This window comes from Microbacterium sp. BK668, from assembly GCF_004362195.1.
Classification (GTDB): domain Bacteria; phylum Actinomycetota; class Actinomycetes; order Actinomycetales; family Microbacteriaceae; genus Microbacterium.
Map to the genome: position 1 here is coordinate 1,248,795 of NZ_SNWG01000001.1, position 18,657 is coordinate 1,267,451.

At 69.8% G+C, this 18,657-nt stretch carries 21 protein-coding genes; 11 read left to right on the plus strand and 10 right to left on the minus strand.

All coding sequences use genetic code 11. From position 1 onward, the window contains the following. Positions 1–8: 8 nt before the first annotated feature. Positions 9–986: a CPBP family intramembrane glutamic endopeptidase gene (locus tag EV279_RS05505; protein WP_166644462.1), complete on the minus strand. Its 978-nt coding sequence runs from the start codon at positions 984–986 to the stop codon at positions 9–11. A gap of 135 nt (positions 987–1,121) precedes the next feature. Here EV279_RS05505 and EV279_RS05510 point away from each other — a divergent pair, with 135 nt between their 5' ends. After that, positions 1,122–2,846 (plus strand): GAF domain-containing protein, encoded by a 1,725-nt coding sequence (locus EV279_RS05510; RefSeq protein ID WP_166644463.1) that lies wholly within the window; start codon positions 1,122–1,124, stop codon positions 2,844–2,846. Next, positions 2,843–3,496 carry a response regulator transcription factor gene (locus tag EV279_RS05515; RefSeq protein WP_133541878.1) on the plus strand — a complete coding sequence of 218 codons (654 nt, stop codon included), beginning with the start codon at positions 2,843–2,845 and terminating at the stop codon, positions 3,494–3,496. The genes EV279_RS05510 and EV279_RS05515 overlap by 4 nt, the downstream gene beginning before the upstream one ends. 64 nt (positions 3,497–3,560) lie before the next feature. Here EV279_RS05515 and EV279_RS05520 read toward each other — a convergent pair whose 3' ends face one another. Further along, positions 3,561–4,400 carry a universal stress protein gene (locus EV279_RS05520; RefSeq protein ID WP_133541879.1) on the minus strand — a complete coding sequence of 280 codons (840 nt, stop codon included), beginning with the start codon at positions 4,398–4,400 and terminating at the stop codon, positions 3,561–3,563. Positions 4,401–4,608: 208 nt separating this feature from the next. Here EV279_RS05520 and EV279_RS05525 point away from each other — a divergent pair, with 208 nt between their 5' ends. The 3 genes from EV279_RS05525 (at position 4,609) to EV279_RS05535 (ending at position 7,464) form a co-directional block, all read left to right on the plus strand. Beyond that, a complete protein-coding gene (locus tag EV279_RS05525) occupies positions 4,609–6,042 on the plus strand; it encodes an MBL fold metallo-hydrolase (RefSeq protein WP_133541880.1) in 1,434 nt (477 codons plus the stop codon). A gap of 38 nt (positions 6,043–6,080) precedes the next feature. Beyond that, on the plus strand, positions 6,081–6,860 hold the full coding sequence (locus EV279_RS05530) for an SDR family oxidoreductase (protein WP_133541881.1): 780 nt from the start codon (positions 6,081–6,083) through the stop codon (positions 6,858–6,860). A gap of 76 nt (positions 6,861–6,936) precedes the next feature. Then, positions 6,937–7,464, plus strand: a complete 528-nt coding sequence (locus EV279_RS05535; protein WP_166644464.1) for a universal stress protein — start codon at positions 6,937–6,939, stop codon at positions 7,462–7,464. A gap of 27 nt (positions 7,465–7,491) precedes the next feature. Here the strand turns inward: EV279_RS05535 and EV279_RS05540 are convergent, their stop codons facing one another. Then, positions 7,492–8,493 (minus strand): LacI family DNA-binding transcriptional regulator, encoded by a 1,002-nt coding sequence (locus tag EV279_RS05540; protein WP_133541883.1) that lies wholly within the window; start codon positions 8,491–8,493, stop codon positions 7,492–7,494. A 149-nt stretch (positions 8,494–8,642) separates the two neighbouring features. Here EV279_RS05540 and EV279_RS05545 point away from each other — a divergent pair, with 149 nt between their 5' ends. Both EV279_RS05545 and EV279_RS05550 read left to right on the plus strand, forming a co-directional pair. Beyond that, positions 8,643–9,578 carry a dihydrodipicolinate synthase family protein gene (locus EV279_RS05545; RefSeq protein ID WP_208109480.1) on the plus strand — a complete coding sequence of 312 codons (936 nt, stop codon included), beginning with the start codon at positions 8,643–8,645 and terminating at the stop codon, positions 9,576–9,578. Between the two features lie 136 nt (positions 9,579–9,714). Then, the gene (locus tag EV279_RS05550; protein ID WP_208109481.1) at positions 9,715–11,025 is read left to right on the plus strand and encodes an Nramp family divalent metal transporter; all 1,311 of its coding nucleotides are present in this window, start codon (positions 9,715–9,717) and stop codon (positions 11,023–11,025) included. A 143-nt stretch (positions 11,026–11,168) separates the two neighbouring features. On the opposite strand, the gene EV279_RS05555 is transcribed toward EV279_RS05550, so the two are convergent. Genes EV279_RS05555 through EV279_RS05570 form a run of 4 tightly spaced genes read right to left on the minus strand, consistent with a single transcriptional unit; the run spans position 11,169 to position 14,385 of the window. Continuing rightward, the gene (locus tag EV279_RS05555) at positions 11,169–11,588 is read right to left on the minus strand and encodes an arsenate reductase ArsC (RefSeq protein ID WP_133544646.1); all 420 of its coding nucleotides are present in this window, start codon (positions 11,586–11,588) and stop codon (positions 11,169–11,171) included. Positions 11,589–11,636: 48 nt separating this feature from the next. Continuing rightward, a complete protein-coding gene (locus tag EV279_RS05560; RefSeq protein ID WP_133541884.1) occupies positions 11,637–12,542 on the minus strand; it encodes a metalloregulator ArsR/SmtB family transcription factor in 906 nt (301 codons plus the stop codon). Between the two features lie 23 nt (positions 12,543–12,565). Beyond that, on the minus strand, positions 12,566–13,072 hold the full coding sequence (locus EV279_RS05565; protein ID WP_133541885.1) for a GNAT family N-acetyltransferase: 507 nt from the start codon (positions 13,070–13,072) through the stop codon (positions 12,566–12,568). After that, positions 13,072–14,385, minus strand: a complete 1,314-nt coding sequence (locus tag EV279_RS05570) for an FAD-dependent oxidoreductase (protein WP_133541886.1) — start codon at positions 14,383–14,385, stop codon at positions 13,072–13,074. Before EV279_RS05570 ends, EV279_RS05565 begins: the two co-directional genes overlap by 1 nt. 89 nt (positions 14,386–14,474) lie before the next feature. On the opposite strand from EV279_RS05570, the gene EV279_RS05575 reads away from it, so the two are divergent. The 4 genes from EV279_RS05575 to EV279_RS05590 all read left to right on the plus strand — a co-directional run bounded on the left by EV279_RS05575 (position 14,475) and on the right by EV279_RS05590 (position 17,347). Continuing rightward, positions 14,475–14,822, plus strand: coding sequence for a metalloregulator ArsR/SmtB family transcription factor (locus tag EV279_RS05575; protein ID WP_133541887.1), 348 nt, complete (start codon positions 14,475–14,477; stop codon positions 14,820–14,822). Continuing rightward, positions 14,819–15,499 carry an aquaporin gene (locus EV279_RS05580; RefSeq protein WP_133541888.1) on the plus strand — a complete coding sequence of 227 codons (681 nt, stop codon included), beginning with the start codon at positions 14,819–14,821 and terminating at the stop codon, positions 15,497–15,499. The genes EV279_RS05575 and EV279_RS05580 overlap by 4 nt, the downstream gene beginning before the upstream one ends. A gap of 145 nt (positions 15,500–15,644) precedes the next feature. Continuing rightward, positions 15,645–16,298: a MerR family transcriptional regulator gene (locus EV279_RS05585; protein ID WP_166644466.1), complete on the plus strand. Its 654-nt coding sequence runs from the start codon at positions 15,645–15,647 to the stop codon at positions 16,296–16,298. Further along, a complete protein-coding gene (locus EV279_RS05590; RefSeq protein WP_208109482.1) occupies positions 16,295–17,347 on the plus strand; it encodes a hypothetical protein in 1,053 nt (350 codons plus the stop codon). The genes EV279_RS05585 and EV279_RS05590 overlap by 4 nt, the downstream gene beginning before the upstream one ends. A 7-nt stretch (positions 17,348–17,354) precedes the next feature. On the opposite strand, the gene EV279_RS16820 is transcribed toward EV279_RS05590, so the two are convergent. The 3 genes from EV279_RS16820 to EV279_RS05600 are packed head-to-tail and all read right to left on the minus strand — an operon-like array spanning position 17,355 to position 18,622. After that, positions 17,355–17,528 carry a hypothetical protein gene (locus tag EV279_RS16820; protein WP_166644467.1) on the minus strand — a complete coding sequence of 58 codons (174 nt, stop codon included), beginning with the start codon at positions 17,526–17,528 and terminating at the stop codon, positions 17,355–17,357. Positions 17,529–17,538: 10 nt separating this feature from the next. Beyond that, a complete protein-coding gene (locus EV279_RS05595; RefSeq protein ID WP_133541890.1) occupies positions 17,539–17,985 on the minus strand; it encodes a MarR family transcriptional regulator in 447 nt (148 codons plus the stop codon). Position 17,986: 1 nt separating this feature from the next. Further along, on the minus strand, positions 17,987–18,622 hold the full coding sequence (locus EV279_RS05600) for an SDR family oxidoreductase (RefSeq protein WP_133541891.1): 636 nt from the start codon (positions 18,620–18,622) through the stop codon (positions 17,987–17,989). Positions 18,623–18,657 lie beyond the last annotated feature (35 nt).

Consider the following 18,657-nt stretch of genomic DNA (forward strand, 5'->3'; position numbering starts at 1 on the left):
CCCCTGACTCAGCCGAGCGCCATCGCGAGGAAGGTGAAGATCGCCACGTCGCTCAGGGTGTGGATGAACCACGCCCAGAAGAGACCGCGCGTCTCGATCATCGCCTTGCCCAGGATCCAGCCCATGAAGACCGACGCGACGGCGCCGAGAGGTCCGCCGGGCACGCCGAAGTAGTGAGCGATGCCGAAGAAGGCGGCCGACATCCACAGCGCCTGCACGCTTCCGAGCGGCTGCTCGAGGGTCGCGATCACCGGGGCGCGGTAGGTCATCTCCTCGTTGAAGGCGTTGATCGACGCGAACAGCAGGATGGCGGGCAGGAGTGGCAGCACGGCGATCAGCTCCGCCGCGCTGGGCCGGGCGATCAGCCACTGGACGGTGAAGAGCGCCGCGGCGATGCCGAATCCCCACACGAGACCGAACTTCCACCAGGGGTCGCGCCGCGGAAACCCGAGAAGGCGTGCAGGGCGCAGCGGAGCATCCAGCTCGCCGGTCGTGAGGAAGAACCGGCGTCTGTCGAAGCCGAGAAGCAGGAGCACTCCGATCATCGCGGCGGCGATGATGAGCTTCGCGCTCTGCTCGACCATCATCCGCTCGGCGAAGCCGCCTGACGGTGCGAGGTCCGCGAGCGGGCGCAGAGCCTGGGTGAGCACGGGGAGGGCCTGGAGGAGCAGGGACAGCGCCGCCAGCGTGACCGCGAACCGCCACAGCGGCCGCGCCGGCCGCCACCAGATCCCGCTCAGCGCCACGCCGACGGCGACGCCCGCCTGCAGCCAGGGAAGCCACCGCGGCGTCGACTGACCGACCAGCGCCCATCCGATCGCCGGCAGGGCGCTGACGATGACGATCAGCCCCCAGGCCACAGCGACGGCCTGGCGCGTGGCGGAGCGGGGGAGGAGGGCAGCCTGACCGGGGTCGTCCGCGGGCTCGCTCGCAGGAGGGGCCGCGGGCGCAGCGCGGTCCGGCACATTCGCTCCGGAGTCGGTCATGGCAAATGCTCCTTCCGCTCCCCAGGCCACCGCGGACTGCGGCGGACAGGAGGGTCGAAGGTCCCGCCGATGCTGGCGGGCGGGCAACCGCGGGAATAGCCTGAGATCTGGCAGCGACTGCGGGAGGTGGACGCTGTGCCCGAGACCGACTCGCTCACCTTTCCGGACGGCCCCCGGGCGGCCCTCGACGAGGCGATCACCCGATTGCTGGCTCAGGGGCAGCGCGTCATGCGCACGGAGGGCCGGCTGCGCGCACTGCTGCGCGCCAGCCAGTCCGTGGTCGAGCAGATCGAGCTCCGCGAGGTGCTCCAGCGTGCCGTCGAGGCTGCGGTCGAGCTGGTCGACGCCGAATACGGCGCGATGGGCGTGCTGACCCCCGAGAAGGACGCTCTCGAAGAGTTCATCCATGTCGGGATCACCGAGGAGCAGGCCCGGAAGATCGGTCCCCTGCCCACGGGACATGGTCTGCTGGGAGCGCTGATCGAGGACCCGCGCCCGATCCGTCTCAGCCGGATGGTGGACGATCATCGCGCCATCGGCTTCCCACCTGACCATCCGGCGATGGACGGCTTTCTCGGAGTGCCGATCACCGTCCGCGGGGAGGTGTTCGGAAACTTCTACCTCACCAATCGACGCGACGGCGATTTCACCGAGGAAGATGAGCAGCTGCTGGGGGCCCTGGCGACAACGGTCGGCTTCGCCATCGCCAACGCGCGCCTCTACGCCGACGCCGAGGCCCGCGAGCGGTGGGCGTCGGCGGCCGCCGAGCTCGGGTCGGCCATCGTGTCCACCCCCACCGACACCGTGCTCGACCTCCTGGCGGGGCGTCTTCGGAGCGTCGCGGAGGCGGACCGCGTCGCCGTCCTCGAGCTCGACGAGGATGACCGCCTGCATGTCGCCGCCTTCCGAGGCGTGACCGAGGCCCCCGACCCGGGCGCAGCCGTGGAGCCCATGCCCGCGGCGGTCCGAGCAGTGCTCGAGGACGGCCGACCGCATGCGCAGGGGCGGACGGGCGGTGAAGCTCGTGCGCTGCTGGTCACGCGGAACGGCCAGCACGGGCCGGCTCTGGCGATCCCGCTCCGATCGCGAAGCGGCATGTGGGGCGTCGTGGTGCTCGCCCGTTCACCGGAAGAACGTCCGTTCTCGGCGGCGGAGATCTCCAGCGCGGGCGATCTGGCCTCGCGCGCGAGCATCGCGCTGGAACTCGCGCGGGCCCGTGAGGATGCCCAGCGCGCACTCATCGCGGATGATCGCCGCCGCATCGCCCGGGACTTGCACGATCACGTCATACAGCAGCTGTTCGGAACAGGCCTCGCGCTGCAGGGGGTTGCGGCGCGGCTCGGTCCGGGCACCGAGAGCGATGAGCTGATCGACGCGATCGAGCGTCTCGACGATGCGATGCGTCAGATCCGCACGGTCGTCTTCGCGCTGTCGCACCGGGACGAGGCATCCGTCCGCCATCGCCTCCTCGACGTCGTCGGGGAGCTCTCCTCGCATGGGCACCGACCGCCGGCGATCCGGTTCACGGGGCCGGTCGACCACCTCGTGCGGGATGGGCTCGCGACCGACGTGGTGGCGGTCGCGCGCGAGCTGCTCAGCAACGCTCTGCGTCACTCGAACGCCGATCGCATCTCGATCGACGTGTCCGCCTCGGAAGGGGCGGTGACGATCCTCGTCACCGACGACGGCGCCGGCATTCCGCCTGACGTCGAGAGGCGCGGACTGGTGAACCTGGAGGGGCGAGCTCGTGGGCGCGGGGGAAGCTTCGCTGTCGAGACCGGGCCCGGGGGCACCACCGCCACCTGGACGGCGCCCTTGCAGACGACTCCGCCGGGGGGCGGATCGAAGGAGGCCGGGTGATCGGGGTCTTCCTGGTCGACGATCACGAGATCGTCCGCCGCGGGCTGGCGAATCTGGTCGACGTCCAGCCCGACATGCAGGTGGTCGGCGAGGCAGCCACGGCACGCCAGGCGCTCGGCCGGATCATCGCCACGGAGCCCGATGTCGCCGTCCTCGACGTCCGCCTTCCCGACGGAAGCGGTATCGACGTGTGCCGTGATGTGCGTTCCCGGCTGCCGGGAGTCGCGTGCCTGATCCTGACGGCGTACGACGACGACACGGCGGTCTCGGCGGCTGTGCTCGCCGGCGCGGCCGGGTACGTCCTGAAGGACATCGGCGCGTCGCGGCTCACCGAGTCGATCCGCGCCGTCGCGGCGGGCCGCACGCTGCTCGATCCCGTCGCGGTGAAGTCGGCGCGGTCACGCATGCAGGACCCGCCCGACGACGATGCGCGTCTGGGGTCGCTGGGACTGCGGGAGCGCCAGATCCTGCGCCTGATCGCGGACGGCCTGACGAACCGTCAGATCGGGGATCGGCTCGGAATCGCCGAGAAGACGGTCAAGAACTACGTGTCGTCGCTCCTGAGCAAGCTCGGTCTCGAGCGGCGGACGCAGGCGGCCGTGTTCCAGCTCGGCCATGACGGCTCCGGGGGCCCTGGCCGCAGAGCCTAGGCGGCCGGCGATCGGGGCGTCTGGGGATCGCTCGCATCAGGACGCGTGCGCGGCAATCCCTCCTTCACAACGACTCCACCTCTGCGGGGATGTCGGGGACGATGCACACCGGGCAGTCCGCCCGCCAGAGGATGTCCTGCGAGACCGAGCCGCGCAGCCGGCCGGAGAGCGGGCCCCGGCGGTGGGTGCCGATCACGATCAGCGACGACTCGCGCGTGAACTGCAGCAGTGCGGCGGAGCGGCTGTCGCGCACCAGCTCGCTCTGGACGGGCAGGGTGGGATGGTCCTCGAGGAGTCGCTCGACCGCATCGTCGACGACGGCGCGATGGCGAGCGATCTCGGAGTCAGGCGAAAGCGACAGCGCGCCCGATCCGTATGCCGAGGGGGCCGGCATGAGCCAGCCGTGCACCAGGCGGAGGCTCGTGCCGGTGAGCCTCGCTTCACGCGCGGCGAACTCCAGGGCCGCGTCCGAAGACTCGTCGTCCGCGATCCCCACCGTGATCGGGTCCCCGGTCTCGACCCACCCCGGAGGGACGAGGCAGACGGGCGCCGAAGAGTCCACGGCCAGGCGGAGCGGCATCCACCCCGCCAGAGCCGCCCGAATCGGACGGCCGGCGTTGATGCCCACCACGACCAGGTCGGCGCCCTGCGAGAAGTCGCCGAGCGTGTCGGGCATCGGGCCCTCGAGCCTGTGAAGCTCCACCTGCAGTCCGGGGATCCGATCTCGAAGGAAGGTCTCGGCATCGGCAAGAAGCTGCAACCCCTCCGCCCGGTCGTCGCTGAGCGGAGTGACGACGTTCACGACGTCCACCTTGGCGCTCAGCCGGGCGCATCGGGCGGCCGTCCACGCGAGGGCCGACACTGCGGGCGGGCTGCCGTCATAGCCGAGCACGAGCCGTTCCATCAGAACCTCCGAGGGTGTCGCTTCCTGCACATCTGATCGAACGGTAGGTCGGGGGCGGGGACGGGTGTGGGTCCAAGGTCCCGCTCTCGGAATCGACGGGACCTTCGGCCCGGTTCCTCACGGCGGCACCGAGTCGACTGGGGTCGACAGAGGAGATCCCGGATGTCGCGAACCCGATCATCGATGCGCTGACCAAAAGGATCGACCCATGCCCACTCTTCGATTCCTCGGTGCGACCGACACCGTCACCGGATCCCGGTATCTCCTCGACAGCGGTGGTCAGCGGATACTGGTGGACTGCGGACTCTTCCAGGGCTTCAAGCGCCTGCGCGAATGCAACTGGGCGCCCTTCCCCGTGCCTCCGTCGAGCATCGACGCCGTCGTCATCACGCACGCACATCTCGACCACACCGGCTACCTGCCGGCGCTTGTGCGCGACGGATTCCGGGGGCGCATCCATTCGACCGCCGGAACCGTCGAACTGGCCCGGCTCATCCTCACAGACAGCGGGCGCCTGCAGGAAGAGCAGGCGGGCTACGCCGAGCGTCACCGCACCTCCCGGCATCGCCCACCCAAGCCCCTCTATACGGAGGAGGACGCGCGGTCGGCCATCGAGCGGTTCACCGCCCATCGCTTCGACGAGCAGATCGACCTCGGTGGGGCCGTGCTGACGTTCGTGCCCGCGGGCCACATCCTCGGCGCCGCGCAGTTGGAGCTCATCGTCGACGGGGTTGCTCTCCGCTTCACGGGCGACCTCGGGCGCGTCGACGATCCGCTCATGCGCCCTCCCCGATCGTTCGGCGGCGCGGACGTGCTCATCTCCGAGTCGACCTACGGCGACCGCATCCACCCCCGGGAGGACCCCGAGGCAGCGCTCGGTGAGATCATCACGCGCATCTGCCGCCGCGGGGGAGTCGTCATCGTGCCGTCGTTCGCGATCGGGCGCTCCGAGAGCCTGCTCCTGCACCTCAGCCGACTGCGGGCGTCCGGCGCGATCCCGGACGTTCCGATCTACCTGAACAGTCCCATGGCCGTCGACGCGTCGGAGATCTACGCGCGCTTTCCCGAAGAGCATCGCCTGACGCCCCCGGAGTTCGATGCCATGTACCGCACGGCGACGCTCGTGCGCACCGTCGATGAGTCCAAGATGATCAATCTCCGAGGCGGGCCCGCGGTCATCGTCTCCGCGAGCGGGATGCTGGAGGGCGGACGAGTCCTGCACCACGTCGCCGCCTACGGGGACGATCCTGGCAACGCGATCGTGCTGACAGGGTTCCAGGCGGGCGGCACCCGAGGAGCGGCCCTCCAGCGGGGCGAGCGAAGCCTTCGGATCTACGGCCGCGACATCCCGATCCGTGCCGAGGTCCATTCCCTCGACATGATGTCGGCGCACGCCGATGCGCGGCAGCTCGTCGAGTGGATGAGCGGCGCCGAGCGGCCCCCGCTTCGGACCTTCCTCACCCATGGGGAGCCGATCGCGTCGGACGCGCTCCGGGTGCGGATCAAGCGGACACTCGGCTGGACCGCTCGCGTGCCGGAGTTCGGAGAGACCGTCGATCTCGGTCGGATCGCCGGCGTCGGCGCGTCGGCGACTCCGGCCACCGTCGGGGCCGGCGGGGCGCCTCGTCCACATCCGTCCTGAGCGGCGGATCAACCCATCACATCGGACAAAGGAGCATCATGACGCGAACGTACGTCGTCACGGGAGCGGCGAGTGGAATCGGGCAGGCGACGAGGGAGCTGTTGATCGAGCGCGGTCACCGAGTCATCGGCGTCGACGTCTCGCCATCGGACGTGACCGTCGACCTCGGCACGCCCGAGGGTCGCGCGGACCTGGTGGACCGCGTGTGGGATCTGTCGGGAGGCACGGTCGACGCGGTGCTGGCGGTCGCGGGACTGGCCTCCCCGACGCCGGCGACGGTCGCCGTGAACTACTTCGGCACGATCGCGACACTCCAGGGCCTGCGCCCCCTGCTGGCGTCGTCCCCGGCTCCCCGCGCGGTCGCCGTGTCGTCGATGGCGGCCCTCTTCCCTCCGGACGAGGCACTCCTCGAGGCCCTCACCAGGGAAGACGAGCCGGCATCGACTCAGCGTGCTTCCGCTCTCGCGTCGGACCCGCAGACCGGCGGACTCATTTACGGCACCGCCAAGCGAGCCCTTTCGCGGTGGATCCGGCGCGCGGCGCCGACCGCTGAGTGGGCCGGTGCCTCCATCCCCCTGAACGCGATCGCGCCGGGGGTGGTCCGGACCCCGATGACGGCGGACTTCACCTCGACGGAGGAGGGTCGCTGGCAGCTCGCCGAGATGGTGCCGATGCCGCTCAACGGCTTCTTCGAGCCGCGGGACGCCGCTGAGCTGCTCGTGTGGCTGGCCTCGGTGGAGAACGCGCACCTCTGCGGGCAGATCATCTACATCGACGGGGGATCGGATGCTGTCATCCGAGGGGATTCCGTCTGGTGACACGCTGAGCCGTGGCGCACGCTCGCGCGGGACCTTCGACCCGCAAGGTCGCGCGCGGGCGGCCGACGATGATGCAATGTCGGACAAGGATCAACCGGACCCGGGCGAGGCGCCCGAGGTGAAGCTTCCCTGGGCGCGCCCGGGCATTCTCGTCGGAGTCGACGGCTCGACCGATTCGCTCGACGCACTGCGACTCGCCATCGAGATCGCACCCGAGCTGGGTCTTCCCGTGCATGCGCTGGTCGTATGGGATCTGGCGACGACGCTGTACGACGACTACCGCGCGGCCGACGAGCTCGCGCATCCGCAGGACGACGCGAAACGCGTTGTCGCCGCGACCCGTCAGGCCGCCTTCCCCGATGGCCCGCCTCCGGAATGGTTCACGATCGGGACCGAGCGCGGCCGCCCGGCTTTCGTGCTGCTCTCACACTCCTCGCACGCCGCGATGCTCGCGCTGGGGCGGCGGGGCCACGGCGGCTTCCTCGGCCTCCTCCTCGGATCGGTGAGCGCGGCTTGCGTCTCTCACGCGCTGTGCCCCGTGCTGCTGGTCCCGGCGCGCAGCGCCGAGAGCGCCGACGAGGACGGTGCGACCGCGCGTCGATGAGGTCCGCGCGTCAGGGCTCCCGGCGACCTACGCCGGAAGTGCCGTCGACGAGCGCGGAATCAGCGAGGGGAGGAACCGCCGCAGCTGCCCTGCGGGTGCGTGCGTCAGCAGCTGGTCGACGGCGGATGCCGCGATCTGGTCGAACGGAACCCGCACGGAACTCAGCGGCACGGGCAGCTGCGCGGCGAGAGGAATGTCGTTGTACCCGACGACGGACAGGTCCCGGCCGACCACCAGGCCCCGCTTCGTCGCCGCAGTGATGACTCCGAGAGCGAGATTGTCGTTGGCGGCGAAGATCGCCGTCGGGCGTTCCTTCGCCTCGAGCAGCGCCTGACCTGCCGTCACGCCTGACTCAACGCCGTAGCCGGTCGACAGGACGCGGCTGTCGTCGAGCGGTGATCCGGTTTCCGCGAGCGCCCGGCGGGCGCCGGCGAGCCTGTCCTGAGCGCTGGAGGTGAAGGAAGGGCCGGTGACGACTGCGATGTCCCTGTGTCCGAGATCGACGAGGTGGCGCACGGCGAAGTAGCCGCCCGCCGCATCGTCCCCGAGCGACGACGGACTCACTCCGTCGGTTCGGAGCACCAGCGCGTGCCGGATGTCGCGGGCACGCAGCGAGGCCGGCAGGGCGTCATCGATCCGCGCGGTGGCGAGGATGAGCCCATCCACGCCCCGGTCGAGGAGCCGTTCGGTCGCTTCTCGCTCCTCGTCGGCGTCGTCCCCGCAGGTGGCGACGACCGCGAAGTATCCGCGCGACCGGGCGGTTCGTTCGATCGCTTCGAACATGAGCGCCATCACGGTGTCCGCCAGCCGTGGGACGAGCGCGCCGATGGTGCCGGTCTCGCCGCGACGGAGGCTGGAAGCGAAGACGTTGCGCCGGTACCCCAGCTCGTCGGCGATTCTGCGGACCTTCTCCGCGGTCTCGGACCGAGACGGTCGGACGCGCTCGTCCAGCACCCGGCTCACGGTCGAGACACTCACGCCTGCCGCAACGGCGACGTCCCGCAAGGTCACCACCTGAGCTTCGCTCACTCCGCACCTTCCGACCTGGTCTCAGATCTGTCTGTCACTCGTCTGCTTGACATTCTCTCGCGGTGCAAGCATACTTGCAATCGTTCTTGCAAACGTTCCCAGTAACGTTCTCAAGAGCACCCCATCGACGTTCACCGAAGGAGCCACTGATGTCCCTTGATCTGCGCGGCCTGAACCCCGCCCCTGTCACCCCGTTCACCACCGACGGCGACGTCGACTACGACGCCATCGAGCGACTCGGCTCGTGGCTCGGCTCGATCGACGGCGTGAAGAGCCTCGTCGTCCTCGGTCACGCCGGCGAGGGCACCTTCCTCACGGAGGAGGAGCAACTCGACGTCATCCGCGCATTCGTCGCGTCGACCGACGGAAGGGTGCCGGTCATCGCCGGCATCACCAAGGAGGGAAACAAGACCGCCGCTCTCGAGGCCAAGAAGGCAGTCGAGGCGGGCGCCGCTGCCGGCCTGGTGTACCCCTCCCACGGGTGGCTCCGCTTCGGCTATCAGGACGGCGCGCCGCAGTCGCGATACCGGGAGATCTACCAGGAGTCGGGTCTGCCGCTCATCCTGTTCCAGTACCCCGACAACACCAAGGCGTCGTACAACCTCGACACCCAGCTCGAGATCGCCGGTCAGGAAGGCGTCTTCGCCACCAAGAACGGCGTCCGCAACATGCGGCGCTGGTACACCGAGATCCCCGCGCTGCGCGCCGCGTTCCCCGAGCTTCAGATCCTCTCTTGCCATGACGAGTACCTGCTCCCCACGATGTTCGACGTCGACGGCCTCCTCGTCGGCTACGGCAACATCGCGCCCGAGGCGCTCGTGGAGCTCATCGAAGCCGGCAAAGCGCAGGACTACCCCCGCGCTCACGCGATCCACGAGCGGCTGCTGCCGGTCACCAAGAACGTGTACCACCGCGGGTCGCACATGGAAGGCACCGTCGCGCTGAAGTGGGGCCTTGTCAACCGAGGCATCCTCGACCACGCCACGGTTCGCACCCCGCTGCTGCCGCTGCCCGATGGGGCCGACGCCGAGATCGCTGCGGCGTTCGCCTCCGCCGGCCTCGGCAAGGTCGCCGTCCCCGCCTGAACGCATCCGGGGGTGGGGCGCCGTCGCCCCACCCCCGGATCGCCGGTTTCCACACCCACCGCCCCTCGCGGGGCACCCTGGTCAACGAAGACTTCTCGGCTCTCTCGCCGACGCCTCCAATGAAGGAGAACGAACCATGGCTGACCGCACCACCGCCCGTCACACCTCCACGACGCCCGCGACCGGCTATGGCCGCGTCTCCACCGAGACGATGAAGAGCATCGTCGACGCACACGGTAAGCGCCGCTCGTTCTGGCAGCAGCTCGCCCTCATCGGCCCCGCGTTCGTCGCCGGGGCCTGGCAGTTCGGTCCGGGAAACCTGACCACAGCGGTTCAGGCGGGAAGCGGCTACCAGTACGCCCTCATCTGGGTGATCGTCGTCTCCACGATCCTGATGATCTTCCTCACCGACATGAGCGTCCGACTCGGCATCAAGTCGCCGGTGTCGCTCATCGCCTCCATCAAGGAACATCTCGGGAGGTGGGTCGGCGTCCTCGCCGGCATCGGCATCTTCCTGATCACCCTGTGCTTCTCAGTCGGAAACGCCGTCGGATCGGGCCTCGGACTGTCGATGCTGTTCGGCGGGAACCCCGTCATGTGGACCGTCATCTGCACGGTCGCTGTCGCCGCGCTGCTTCTCCTGCGCAACGTCTACCGCGTCATCGAGAAGGTCCTCGTCGCCATCGTGGCGCTCATGGCCATCGCCTTCATCGTCTCGGCCTTCGTATCGAACCCCGACTGGGCCGCCGCAGCCGGCGGACTCGTCCCGACTTTCCCCGAGGGCTCTTGGCTTCTCATCGTCGCGCTGGTGGGGACGAACTTCTCGATCAACGCCGCGTTCTACACCTCCTACGGGACCAAGGAGCGCGGACGCACCGAGAGCGACTACCGCGACGTGACTGTCGTCGACACCATTCCCGGCATCGTCGCGCCGGGCGTCATGACGGCGCTCGTCATCGTCGTCGCAGCCGCCGTCCTCGGCAAGACGGGGGAAGCCGCTCCCACCATCGTCGCCCTCGCAGGCATCTTCGAACCGCTCGCCGGGCCGATCGGCTCCACGGTCTTCGCCCTCGGCTTCTTCGGAGCCGCCTTCTCCTCGATGATCGCCAACGCCACCGCAGGTGGAACCATGCTCTCCGATGGTCTTGGACGCGGCGCCTCGTCGAGCTCGCCCACCGCCAAGGTCATCAGCGGCGGCATCCTCGCGTTCGGCGTGATCGTGACGCTGATCTTCCAGACCTCGCCGGTCCAGCTCATCGTCATCGCGCAGGCGTTCACGATCTTCGTCGCACCGGTCCTCGCCGCGCTGATCATCATCATGGCCAACCGCCGGCGCCTCATGGGAGAGATGCGCAACCGGTGGTGGCAGAACGTGCTCGGCGTCATCGGGCTCGCGGCCGTCCTGGCGCTGTCGGTACGGCTCCTGCTCACGCTGATCGGCGCGTAGCCGCTCGAGGCCGGCGCGGGACGCCGGGATTCGCACATGATGGTGGTTCCAGCGCAGGAGGTCCATGCGCCGGAACCACCATCGGCGCGGTCAGCCGCGGGGTGGGGCCGCGACCGTCCGCTCCCACGCCTCGTCGACCGCCATCAGGACCGAGCTCGGGTCTCGGGAAGCAGGTCGGTCAGCAGATCCTCCACGCGGCGGCGGATCTCGTCGCGGATCGGCCGCACGGTCTCGATGCCCTGGCCGGCCGGGTCGTCGAGCACCCAGTCCTCGTACCGCTTGCCGGGGAAGATCGGGCACGCATCGCCGCAACCCATCGTGATGACGACGTCGGACTCCTTGACCGCGTCGACGGTCAGGATCTTCGGCGTCTGGTCGGCGATGTCGATGCCCTCTTCGGCCATGGCCGCGATCGCGACCGGGTTGATCTGGTCCTTGGGCGCGGACCCCGCCGAGAGCACCTCGACGCGGTCGCGGCCCAGTTCGCGGAGGAACCCCGCGGCCATCTGGGAACGCCCCGCATTGTGCACGCACACGAAGAGGACGGTGGGCTTCTCGATCATCGCGATCTCGCTTTCTCTCACCAAAAAGCATAGACCGACATCTATGGATTATGGAAGTCGGACGAAGGATGCCGTCGAGATCAGCTCGCCGAGCAGGGCACGAACCCGGCGGTCGATGTCGTCGCGGATCGCACGGACCTGGTCGGGGGTCCTTCCCACCGGATCGTCGAGCTCCCAGTCGAGATATCGCCGGCCCGGGTAGATCGGGCACGCGTCTCCGCAGCCCATCGTGACGACGACATCTGCCGCTTTGACGGCCTCGTCGGTGAGAGGCTTGGGGAACTCACCCCCGATCGGCACGCCGATCTCGTCGAGCGCGTTGACGATCGCGGCCCGCACCTCGCCCGCCGGCGCGGAGCCGGCCGTCCGCACGACGACGCGGTCGCCGGCAAGCTGCCGCAGGATCGCGGCTGCCAGCTGCGATCGGCCCGCGTTCTGCACGCACACGAACAGGACCTCGGGGCGCTCGGCGCCGTCCCGCTCGTTCGACCGAGCCAGATCCTCCAGGCGCGTGGCGCTGAACGCGGCCGTCCGCGATGCCAGGTGCGGCGACCTCGACCCCTCCGCCAGCAGCCGATGACTGTCCGCCACGTAGTGCGCCACCGTCTCCCGGCTTAAGATTCCGCGGAACCGGGCAGAAAGGTCGTCGCTGATCCGCGCGATGTCGGGCTCGACCGGCTGCGCTGGGTCGCCGAGGAGCGCCAGCACGCGGTCGCTGCTGTTCGGCGAGAGCGAGTACCACACGCGGCGTCCGTCCCTCTCGCGCTCGACCACGCCTTCATCGAGCAGAGCGCGCATGTGATGGCTGACGGTCGGCTGAGCCAATCCGAGGGTCTCTGCGAGGTTCCCCACGAGGACCCGGCCGGTCTCGGCATCCCGGATCATCCGCAGGATCCGCGCGCGAGTCGGGTCCGCGAGGACCGCGAGTCCTCGGTCGACGCCGGTCGGATGCATAGACGAGAGTCTATCCGCTGACGTCAGTCGAGTCCGTTCCGAGTGCTGCGGCGCTCGATGAGGATCGTGTCGCGCCACTCGCCGGCGTGCGGGCCGACCCGTGACCTGGCGATCCGCTCCCGCCGGCCCACCACCCGGAACCCTGCCGACTCGTGCAGGCGCAGGCTCGCGGAGTTCTCCGGGAAGACGCTGGCTTGGATCATCCAGAACCCCGCCTCGTCGGCCGCCTGGACGAACGCGTCGAGCAGCGCGCGGCCCACGCCCGATCCGCGCGCGTCCCGGCGGATGTAGACCGAGTGCTCGATGACACCGCGGTAGACGGGCCGAGGAGAGATCGGGGATGCCGCTGCCCACCCGACGATCGAACCGTCACGCTCTGCGACCAGGCGCGGGGAGCCGATTCTGCCGGCGTCGAACGTCTCCCAGGTCGGGGTCTGCGACTCGAAGGTCGCGTCGCCGTCCTCGATCCCGTGCCGGTAGATCTCTTCGACGGCCGGCCAGTCCTCGGGCGTCAGGTCGCGGATGCGCATCAGGAGCAGCATCCGCCCCCGCCCGCGAGGTCGGTGGAGCACACGCCCGTCGCGGGAAGGGTGAGCTGCACCGCGGAGGCGGCGGCCAGGTCTCCCTCGAGGTAGGCCGTCACCGAGCGCACCTGCTCGTACCCGGTGGCGAGGAGGAACGTCGGGGCGCGGCCGTAGGACTTCATCCCGACGATGAAGAATCCCTGCTCGGGGTGGGTGAGCTCGCGGAACCCGTGCGGCTCGACGGTGCCGCAGGAGTGCACGTTCGGGTCGATCAGCGGCGCGAGGCGCTTGGGGGCCTCGACGATCTCGTCCAGCTCAAGCCGGATCTCACGCAGGATGCCGAGGTCCGGCCGGAACCCGGTGGCGTTCACCACGAGGTCGGTGGCGTGGGTGACCACCTCGTCCGCGCGGTGACCGACGAGTTCGACGCGCGCGCCGGCGCGGCGGGCGCGGATGATCTCGAATCCGTCGACGACGTGGATGCGACCCTCCGCGACGGCGCGATCGAGCCGGCTTCCCAAGCGCGCGCGGTCGGCGAGCTCGTCGTCGGCCGACGAGGACACGCGCACGGCCTGGGCGTTGCGGATCAGCCAGGTCACGGAGGTGCCGGGCTCCTGCTCGGCGAGGTCGGCCAGGGCCAGCAGCGTGTTCGCGGCGGAGTGCCCGGCTCCCACGACGGTCGTGTGCATCCCGGCGAAGCGGGCCCGATCGCGGCCGAGCACGTCCGGAAGAGCCGGCGTCACCCGATCGGCGATGTCGGCCAGTCCGAGCAGCTCGAGTCCGCTCGAGGACAGCGAGTTGGGGGAGAGGTAGGTGCCCGATGCGTCCAGGACGGCCCGCGCGGCGATCTCTTCGGCGCCGTCCGCGGTGCGCACACGCAGCACGAACGGGGTGCCGGCGCGTCCGCGCGTGCGGGTGCGGTCCATGCCTTCACGGGAGACACCGGTCACTTCGACGCCGAGCCGGACGTGTGCGGCGATCTCCTCGAGCGCGGCCAGCGGTGCGAGGTACGCCTCCACCAGCTCGGCGCCGGTCGGCGCGCGGTCCGGTGAGGGAATCGTCCAGCCGTGCGCTTCGAGCAGGCGGCTCGAGGCGGGGTCGACCAGATGCTTCCACGGCGAGAACAACCGCGTTTGTCCCCACTCCCGCACGCTCGCTGCAACCTCGTCACCCGCTTCCAGAACCACGAAGTCGATGCCTCTCTCACGGAGGTTCGCGGCGGCCGCCAGGCCGATCGGGCCGGCGCCGATGATCGCGACAGGCAGAGTCGCGAGGCGGTCGTCTCCGGCCACGCGGGGGGTGAGGTTGAGCAGAGTCACGAGGGGCCTCCTTCGGAAGGATATCGATGAACGTCGATTCAGTGTGGCTCGGTGTATCGAAGTTTGTCAATATCGACTAGTCTCGATATATGGCCACGATGCTCGAGGTGACCGACGTCACCGCCGCGACCTGCTGCGCGCCGCTCGTCCGCGAACCCCTCACCGCCGCCGAGGCGGAAGACCTCGCCCATGTGATGAAGGCCCTCGCCGACCAGGCGCGCCTGCGACTGCTGTCCATCGTCGCGGCATCCGACAACGCCGAGGCATGCGTGTGCGACCTCATCGAGCCCGTGGGGCTCAGCCAGCCCACGGTCTCTCACCACCTCAAGATCCTGACGCAGGCCGGATTCCTGACCCGCTCGAAGCGCGGGACGTGGGCGTACTTCGCCCTCGTACCCGGTGCGCTGGACCGGATCTCCCGGGTCCTCGCACCGTGACGGCCGCCGCGCGCGCGGCGGCGGGGGAGTTCCTCGGCAGTGCCGGGCTCGCCACCGTCGTCATCGGCTCCGGGATCGCCGCGCAGACGCTCTCGCCGGGAGACGTCGGTCTGCAGCTCTTCGAGAACGCGTTCGCGACCGCCCTCGGCCTCGCGGTCCTCATCCTGGTCTTCGCCACGGTCTCCGGCGCGCACTTCAACCCGGTGGTCACGCTGGCCGACATCCTTCTGCAGAGACGGAGATGGTCCGTCGCGGCTGTCTACCTGCCGGCCCAGGTGCTCGGGTGCATCGGCGGAGCCGTCCTCGCCAATCTGATGTTCGCCGAGCCGGCGGTGTCGTGGAGCACGACCGAGCGGGCGGGGCTTCCTCTTCTGCTGAGCGAGACCGTTGCCACGGCGGGTCTGATCGTCGTCATCTTCGCCCTCGTGCGCACGGGACGCTCGCACCTGGCAGCACCCGCCGTCGGCGCCTACATCGGCGCGGCATACTTCTTCACCTCGTCGACGAGCTTCGCGAACCCGGCCATCACGATCGGTCGCATGTTCTCCGACACCTTCGCGGGAATCGCCCCCGCATCCGTCGGACCCTTTATCGCGGCACAGCTCGCCGGCGCGGCGCTCGGATGGGCGGCCGTGCGTGTGCTGTTCCCGGTCGCGCTCGAGCCGACGACCGTCTGACGCGCTGACGACTGCAGCCAGTGCGGTCGGGCCCGCAACGCTTAGCAGATACCGCTTGTATCGGATATTGCATCTATCCGATAGCGGTACTATCCGGTATGCTGATCACGTCGTCAGCCGATCACCAGCACGAGGTAGCCCCACCGTGAAGATCTCACAGCTCTCCGAGCACACCGGTGTTCCCGTGGCGACGCTGAAGATGTACCTGCGCGAAGGACTGCTGCATCCGGGCGCGAAGAGCGGTCCCAATCAAGCGTCCTACGACGAAACCCACGTAGCGCGCGTGCACCTGGCGCAGAGCCTCGTGCGCGTCGGCGGGCTGAGCATCGCGAGTGCACGGGAGGTCATCGCGGCCGCGGCATCCGATCTCCCTCTCGTCGAGACCTTCGGCATCGCCCAGCGGGCGGCATCGGGGGACGCGCGCGCGCTCGACGACGGCGAGACCGCCGCGCTCGCCCGGGTCCGCGAGGTCACCGCCGACTGGGACCTGCACGGCAGCCCCGAGGGGGAGCAGGTCGGCACGCGTATGGCCGCCCGCGCGCTCGCCGCTCTCGAGCGGTCCGGGCAGCCGCCCGCTCCATCGTGGCTGGAGCGGTACGCCGCGGCAGCCCTTCTCGTCGCCGAGGCCGACCTCGACCTCGTCGACGCACGCGACGGACGTGACGCCAAGGCGCAGACGGTCGTCGTCGGCACGGTGCTGGGCGATCACGTGTTCGCCGGGCTCCGTCGCGCCGCCCAGGAGCACATCTCCAACACCCGCTACTCCGGCAGCACCTCTTCGAGAGGAACGGCATCATGACCAGCACCCTCGAGCGTCCGCACGGGACGCTCCTCACCTCCTCGCCCCGGCCGATCCGCTGGCACCGGCCGCTGCTCGGCCTCGCCGCCGTCATGGCGGCCCTCACCGCGTTCGCCCTCGTCGCCCGCTTCGTCAGCCCCGTCGAGATCACGGGGCTCAACCAGTGGGACAAGCCGCTGAAGTTCTCGATCTCGATCCTGATCTACGCCGTCACGTGGTCGTGGCTCATCGGTCAGCTGCAGCGGGCTCGCAGACTTGCGTGGATCGGCGGAACCGTCATCGCGATCACGCTCGCCGTCGAGATGGCGGTCATCGTCTGGGCGGCGGCGACCGGGCAGACGAGCCACTTCAACGTCTCGACGCCGCTGAACACGGCGATGTGGACGGTCATGGCCGTGTCGATCACCGTCCTGTGGCTCGCGACGTTCGTGGTCGCGATCCTGCTGTTCTTCAGCAGGCTGGGTGACCGGGCCCGCACGGTGGCCATCCGCACGGGGGCGGTCATCTCGCTCGCGGGGCTCGGCCTGGGCTACCTCATGACCGGACCCACCGCCCAGCAGCTCGACGACTTCCAGGGCATCGCGGGGGCCCACACCGTGGGGCTCGCCGACGGCGGTCCCGGGCTGCCGATCCTCGGTTGGAGCACCGTCGCCGGCGATCTGCGCATCCCGCACTTCGTCGGCATGCACGCCCTTCAAGTCATCCCGCTCGTCCTCATCGGCCTCGAGCTGCTGTCGCGGCGGGTTCCGGTCCTGCGCGACGTGCGCGTTCGCACACGCCTGGTCTGGACGACGGCAGCCGGGTACTCCGGGCTGATCGGTATCGTCACGTGGCAGGCGCTGCGGGGTCAGTCGATCGTCGCCCCCGACGCGACAACCCTCGCGGCTTTCGGCGCGCTCCTCTTCGGGGTCGCCGCGGTCGCCACCCAGATCGTCCTGAGCGCGCTGCAGGATGCCTCGGACGCGGCGTCAGACGGCGCAGCGGAGCAGCCACGGGGTCGCGCCCGTCGGTGCGGTCGGGTCGCGGCCGGCGACAGCGCCCAGGGCTGAGCACGAGTCACACCTCGATGTCGGGGTCCTCGCCGATGGTCTGCTGCCGCTCGAGGTCGTCGAGGCGCGCCTCGAGAGCGGCGATCCGGTCGAGCAGCTCCAGGACGACCTCACCGATCGCGCGGTTCGTTCCCGAGCCTTCTCGAAGGGTGCTGCGGATCTCTTCGTCAGTCATCGCCATGCCGCGGAGTCTAGATGCTGAGCACTCGCCGCGCGCTGCGCGCCGTCGTGAGCAGCGCCGTCAGCTGCTCGAGTTCCGCGTCGCTGAGGCCGTCGAATCCGGGCGCGAGACGCTCGGCGACCTCGCGCTCGAAGGCATCGACGTGGGCGCGCGCCGAGGGTGTGAGCCGGATCACCCGCACCCGCGCGTCCTCCGGCGGAGTGCACACCTCCACCAGGCCCCCGTCGCGCAGGCTCGTGGTCAGCTGGCTCACCGCGCCCGGGGTGACCGACAGGGCCGCGGCGAGGTCGCCGACCGTCACCGGCGTCACCGCGTGTGCCAGGACGAACAGCGTCTCGAGCTGATTGCGGGAGAGCCGGTGCTCGGCGAACGGCCGGGACCGGGCGGCAGTGACCTCGCGCGTGATCGCGGCGATGTGGCCCAGGGCCACGCCGACGAGCTCCGCGCGCGCGGTCACCTCAGTCGCTCACGAAAGGCAGCCGGCCGACGTAGGTCCGGTCGTCCACCTGGGTCAGGATGAAGTCCGCCAGGTCATCGCGGCTGATCTGGGTGCTCGCGTTCACACCCACCCAGCCGACCCGGTAGGTGCCCTTGCCGGTCTTCTCGGTGAGGCGCGGACCCCGCACGACGGTCCAGTCGAGTCCGGAAGCCTTGAGGACCTCGAGGTGGTTCTCGGCGTCGGCCAGCACGTGACCGGAGAGCGTCTTGAGCAGGAAGCGGATGACGCGATCGGCCGCCTTCGGGCGGTCGTGGTCGTCGGCGCGGAGCCCGCCGCCGGACAGCGTGACGATCCGGCGCACCCCGTGCTTCTGCATCGCCTCCACGATGAGCCGTGTCCCGTCCGCCTGCAGCGTGGGCGGCGAGCCTTTCACCTGCCCGAAGAGGGCCAGCACGGCATCCGACCCCGCCACGGTGCGCTCGACGCTCGCGGCGTCGAGGACGTCGCCGCGGATGATCGTCAGCCGATCCGATGCGGTGGCGAGCTTGCGAGGGTCCCGCACGAGGGCGCGCACGTCGTACCCGGCGGCAAGCGCTCTGTCCAGCACGCGGCGACCGGTCTTTCCCGTGGCGCCGAAGAGCGCGATCGTGGTCATGCAGATAGTTTAGTAGCTAAAGTGTATTCCGGCGG

What these genes read in the sequence shown, in the direction of transcription:
- EV279_RS05505 (WP_166644462.1), bottom strand. Translation starts at nt 986, where the DNA reads ATGACCGACTCCGGAGCGAATGTGCCGGACCGCGCTGCGCCCGCGGCC.
- EV279_RS05520 (WP_133541879.1), bottom strand. Translation starts at nt 4,400, where the DNA reads ATGGAACGGCTCGTGCTCGGCTATGACGGCAGCCCGCCCGCAGTGTCG.
- EV279_RS05525 (WP_133541880.1), top strand. Translation starts at nt 4,609, where the DNA reads ATGCCCACTCTTCGATTCCTCGGTGCGACCGACACCGTCACCGGATCC.
- EV279_RS05530 (WP_133541881.1), top strand. Translation starts at nt 6,081, where the DNA reads ATGACGCGAACGTACGTCGTCACGGGAGCGGCGAGTGGAATCGGGCAG.
- EV279_RS05535 (WP_166644464.1), top strand. Translation starts at nt 6,937, where the DNA reads ATGTCGGACAAGGATCAACCGGACCCGGGCGAGGCGCCCGAGGTGAAG.
- EV279_RS05545 (WP_208109480.1), top strand. Translation starts at nt 8,643, where the DNA reads ATGTCCCTTGATCTGCGCGGCCTGAACCCCGCCCCTGTCACCCCGTTC.
- EV279_RS05550 (WP_208109481.1), top strand. Translation starts at nt 9,715, where the DNA reads ATGGCTGACCGCACCACCGCCCGTCACACCTCCACGACGCCCGCGACC.
- EV279_RS05555 (WP_133544646.1), bottom strand. Translation starts at nt 11,588, where the DNA reads ATGATCGAGAAGCCCACCGTCCTCTTCGTGTGCGTGCACAATGCGGGG.
- EV279_RS05560 (WP_133541884.1), bottom strand. Translation starts at nt 12,542, where the DNA reads ATGCATCCGACCGGCGTCGACCGAGGACTCGCGGTCCTCGCGGACCCG.
- EV279_RS05565 (WP_133541885.1), bottom strand. Translation starts at nt 13,072, where the DNA reads ATGCGCATCCGCGACCTGACGCCCGAGGACTGGCCGGCCGTCGAAGAG.
- EV279_RS05575 (WP_133541887.1), top strand. Translation starts at nt 14,475, where the DNA reads ATGGCCACGATGCTCGAGGTGACCGACGTCACCGCCGCGACCTGCTGC.
- EV279_RS05590 (WP_208109482.1), top strand. Translation starts at nt 16,295, where the DNA reads ATGACCAGCACCCTCGAGCGTCCGCACGGGACGCTCCTCACCTCCTCG.
- EV279_RS16820 (WP_166644467.1), bottom strand. Translation starts at nt 17,528, where the DNA reads ATGGCGATGACTGACGAAGAGATCCGCAGCACCCTTCGAGAAGGCTCG.
- EV279_RS05600 (WP_133541891.1), bottom strand. Translation starts at nt 18,622, where the DNA reads ATGACCACGATCGCGCTCTTCGGCGCCACGGGAAAGACCGGTCGCCGC.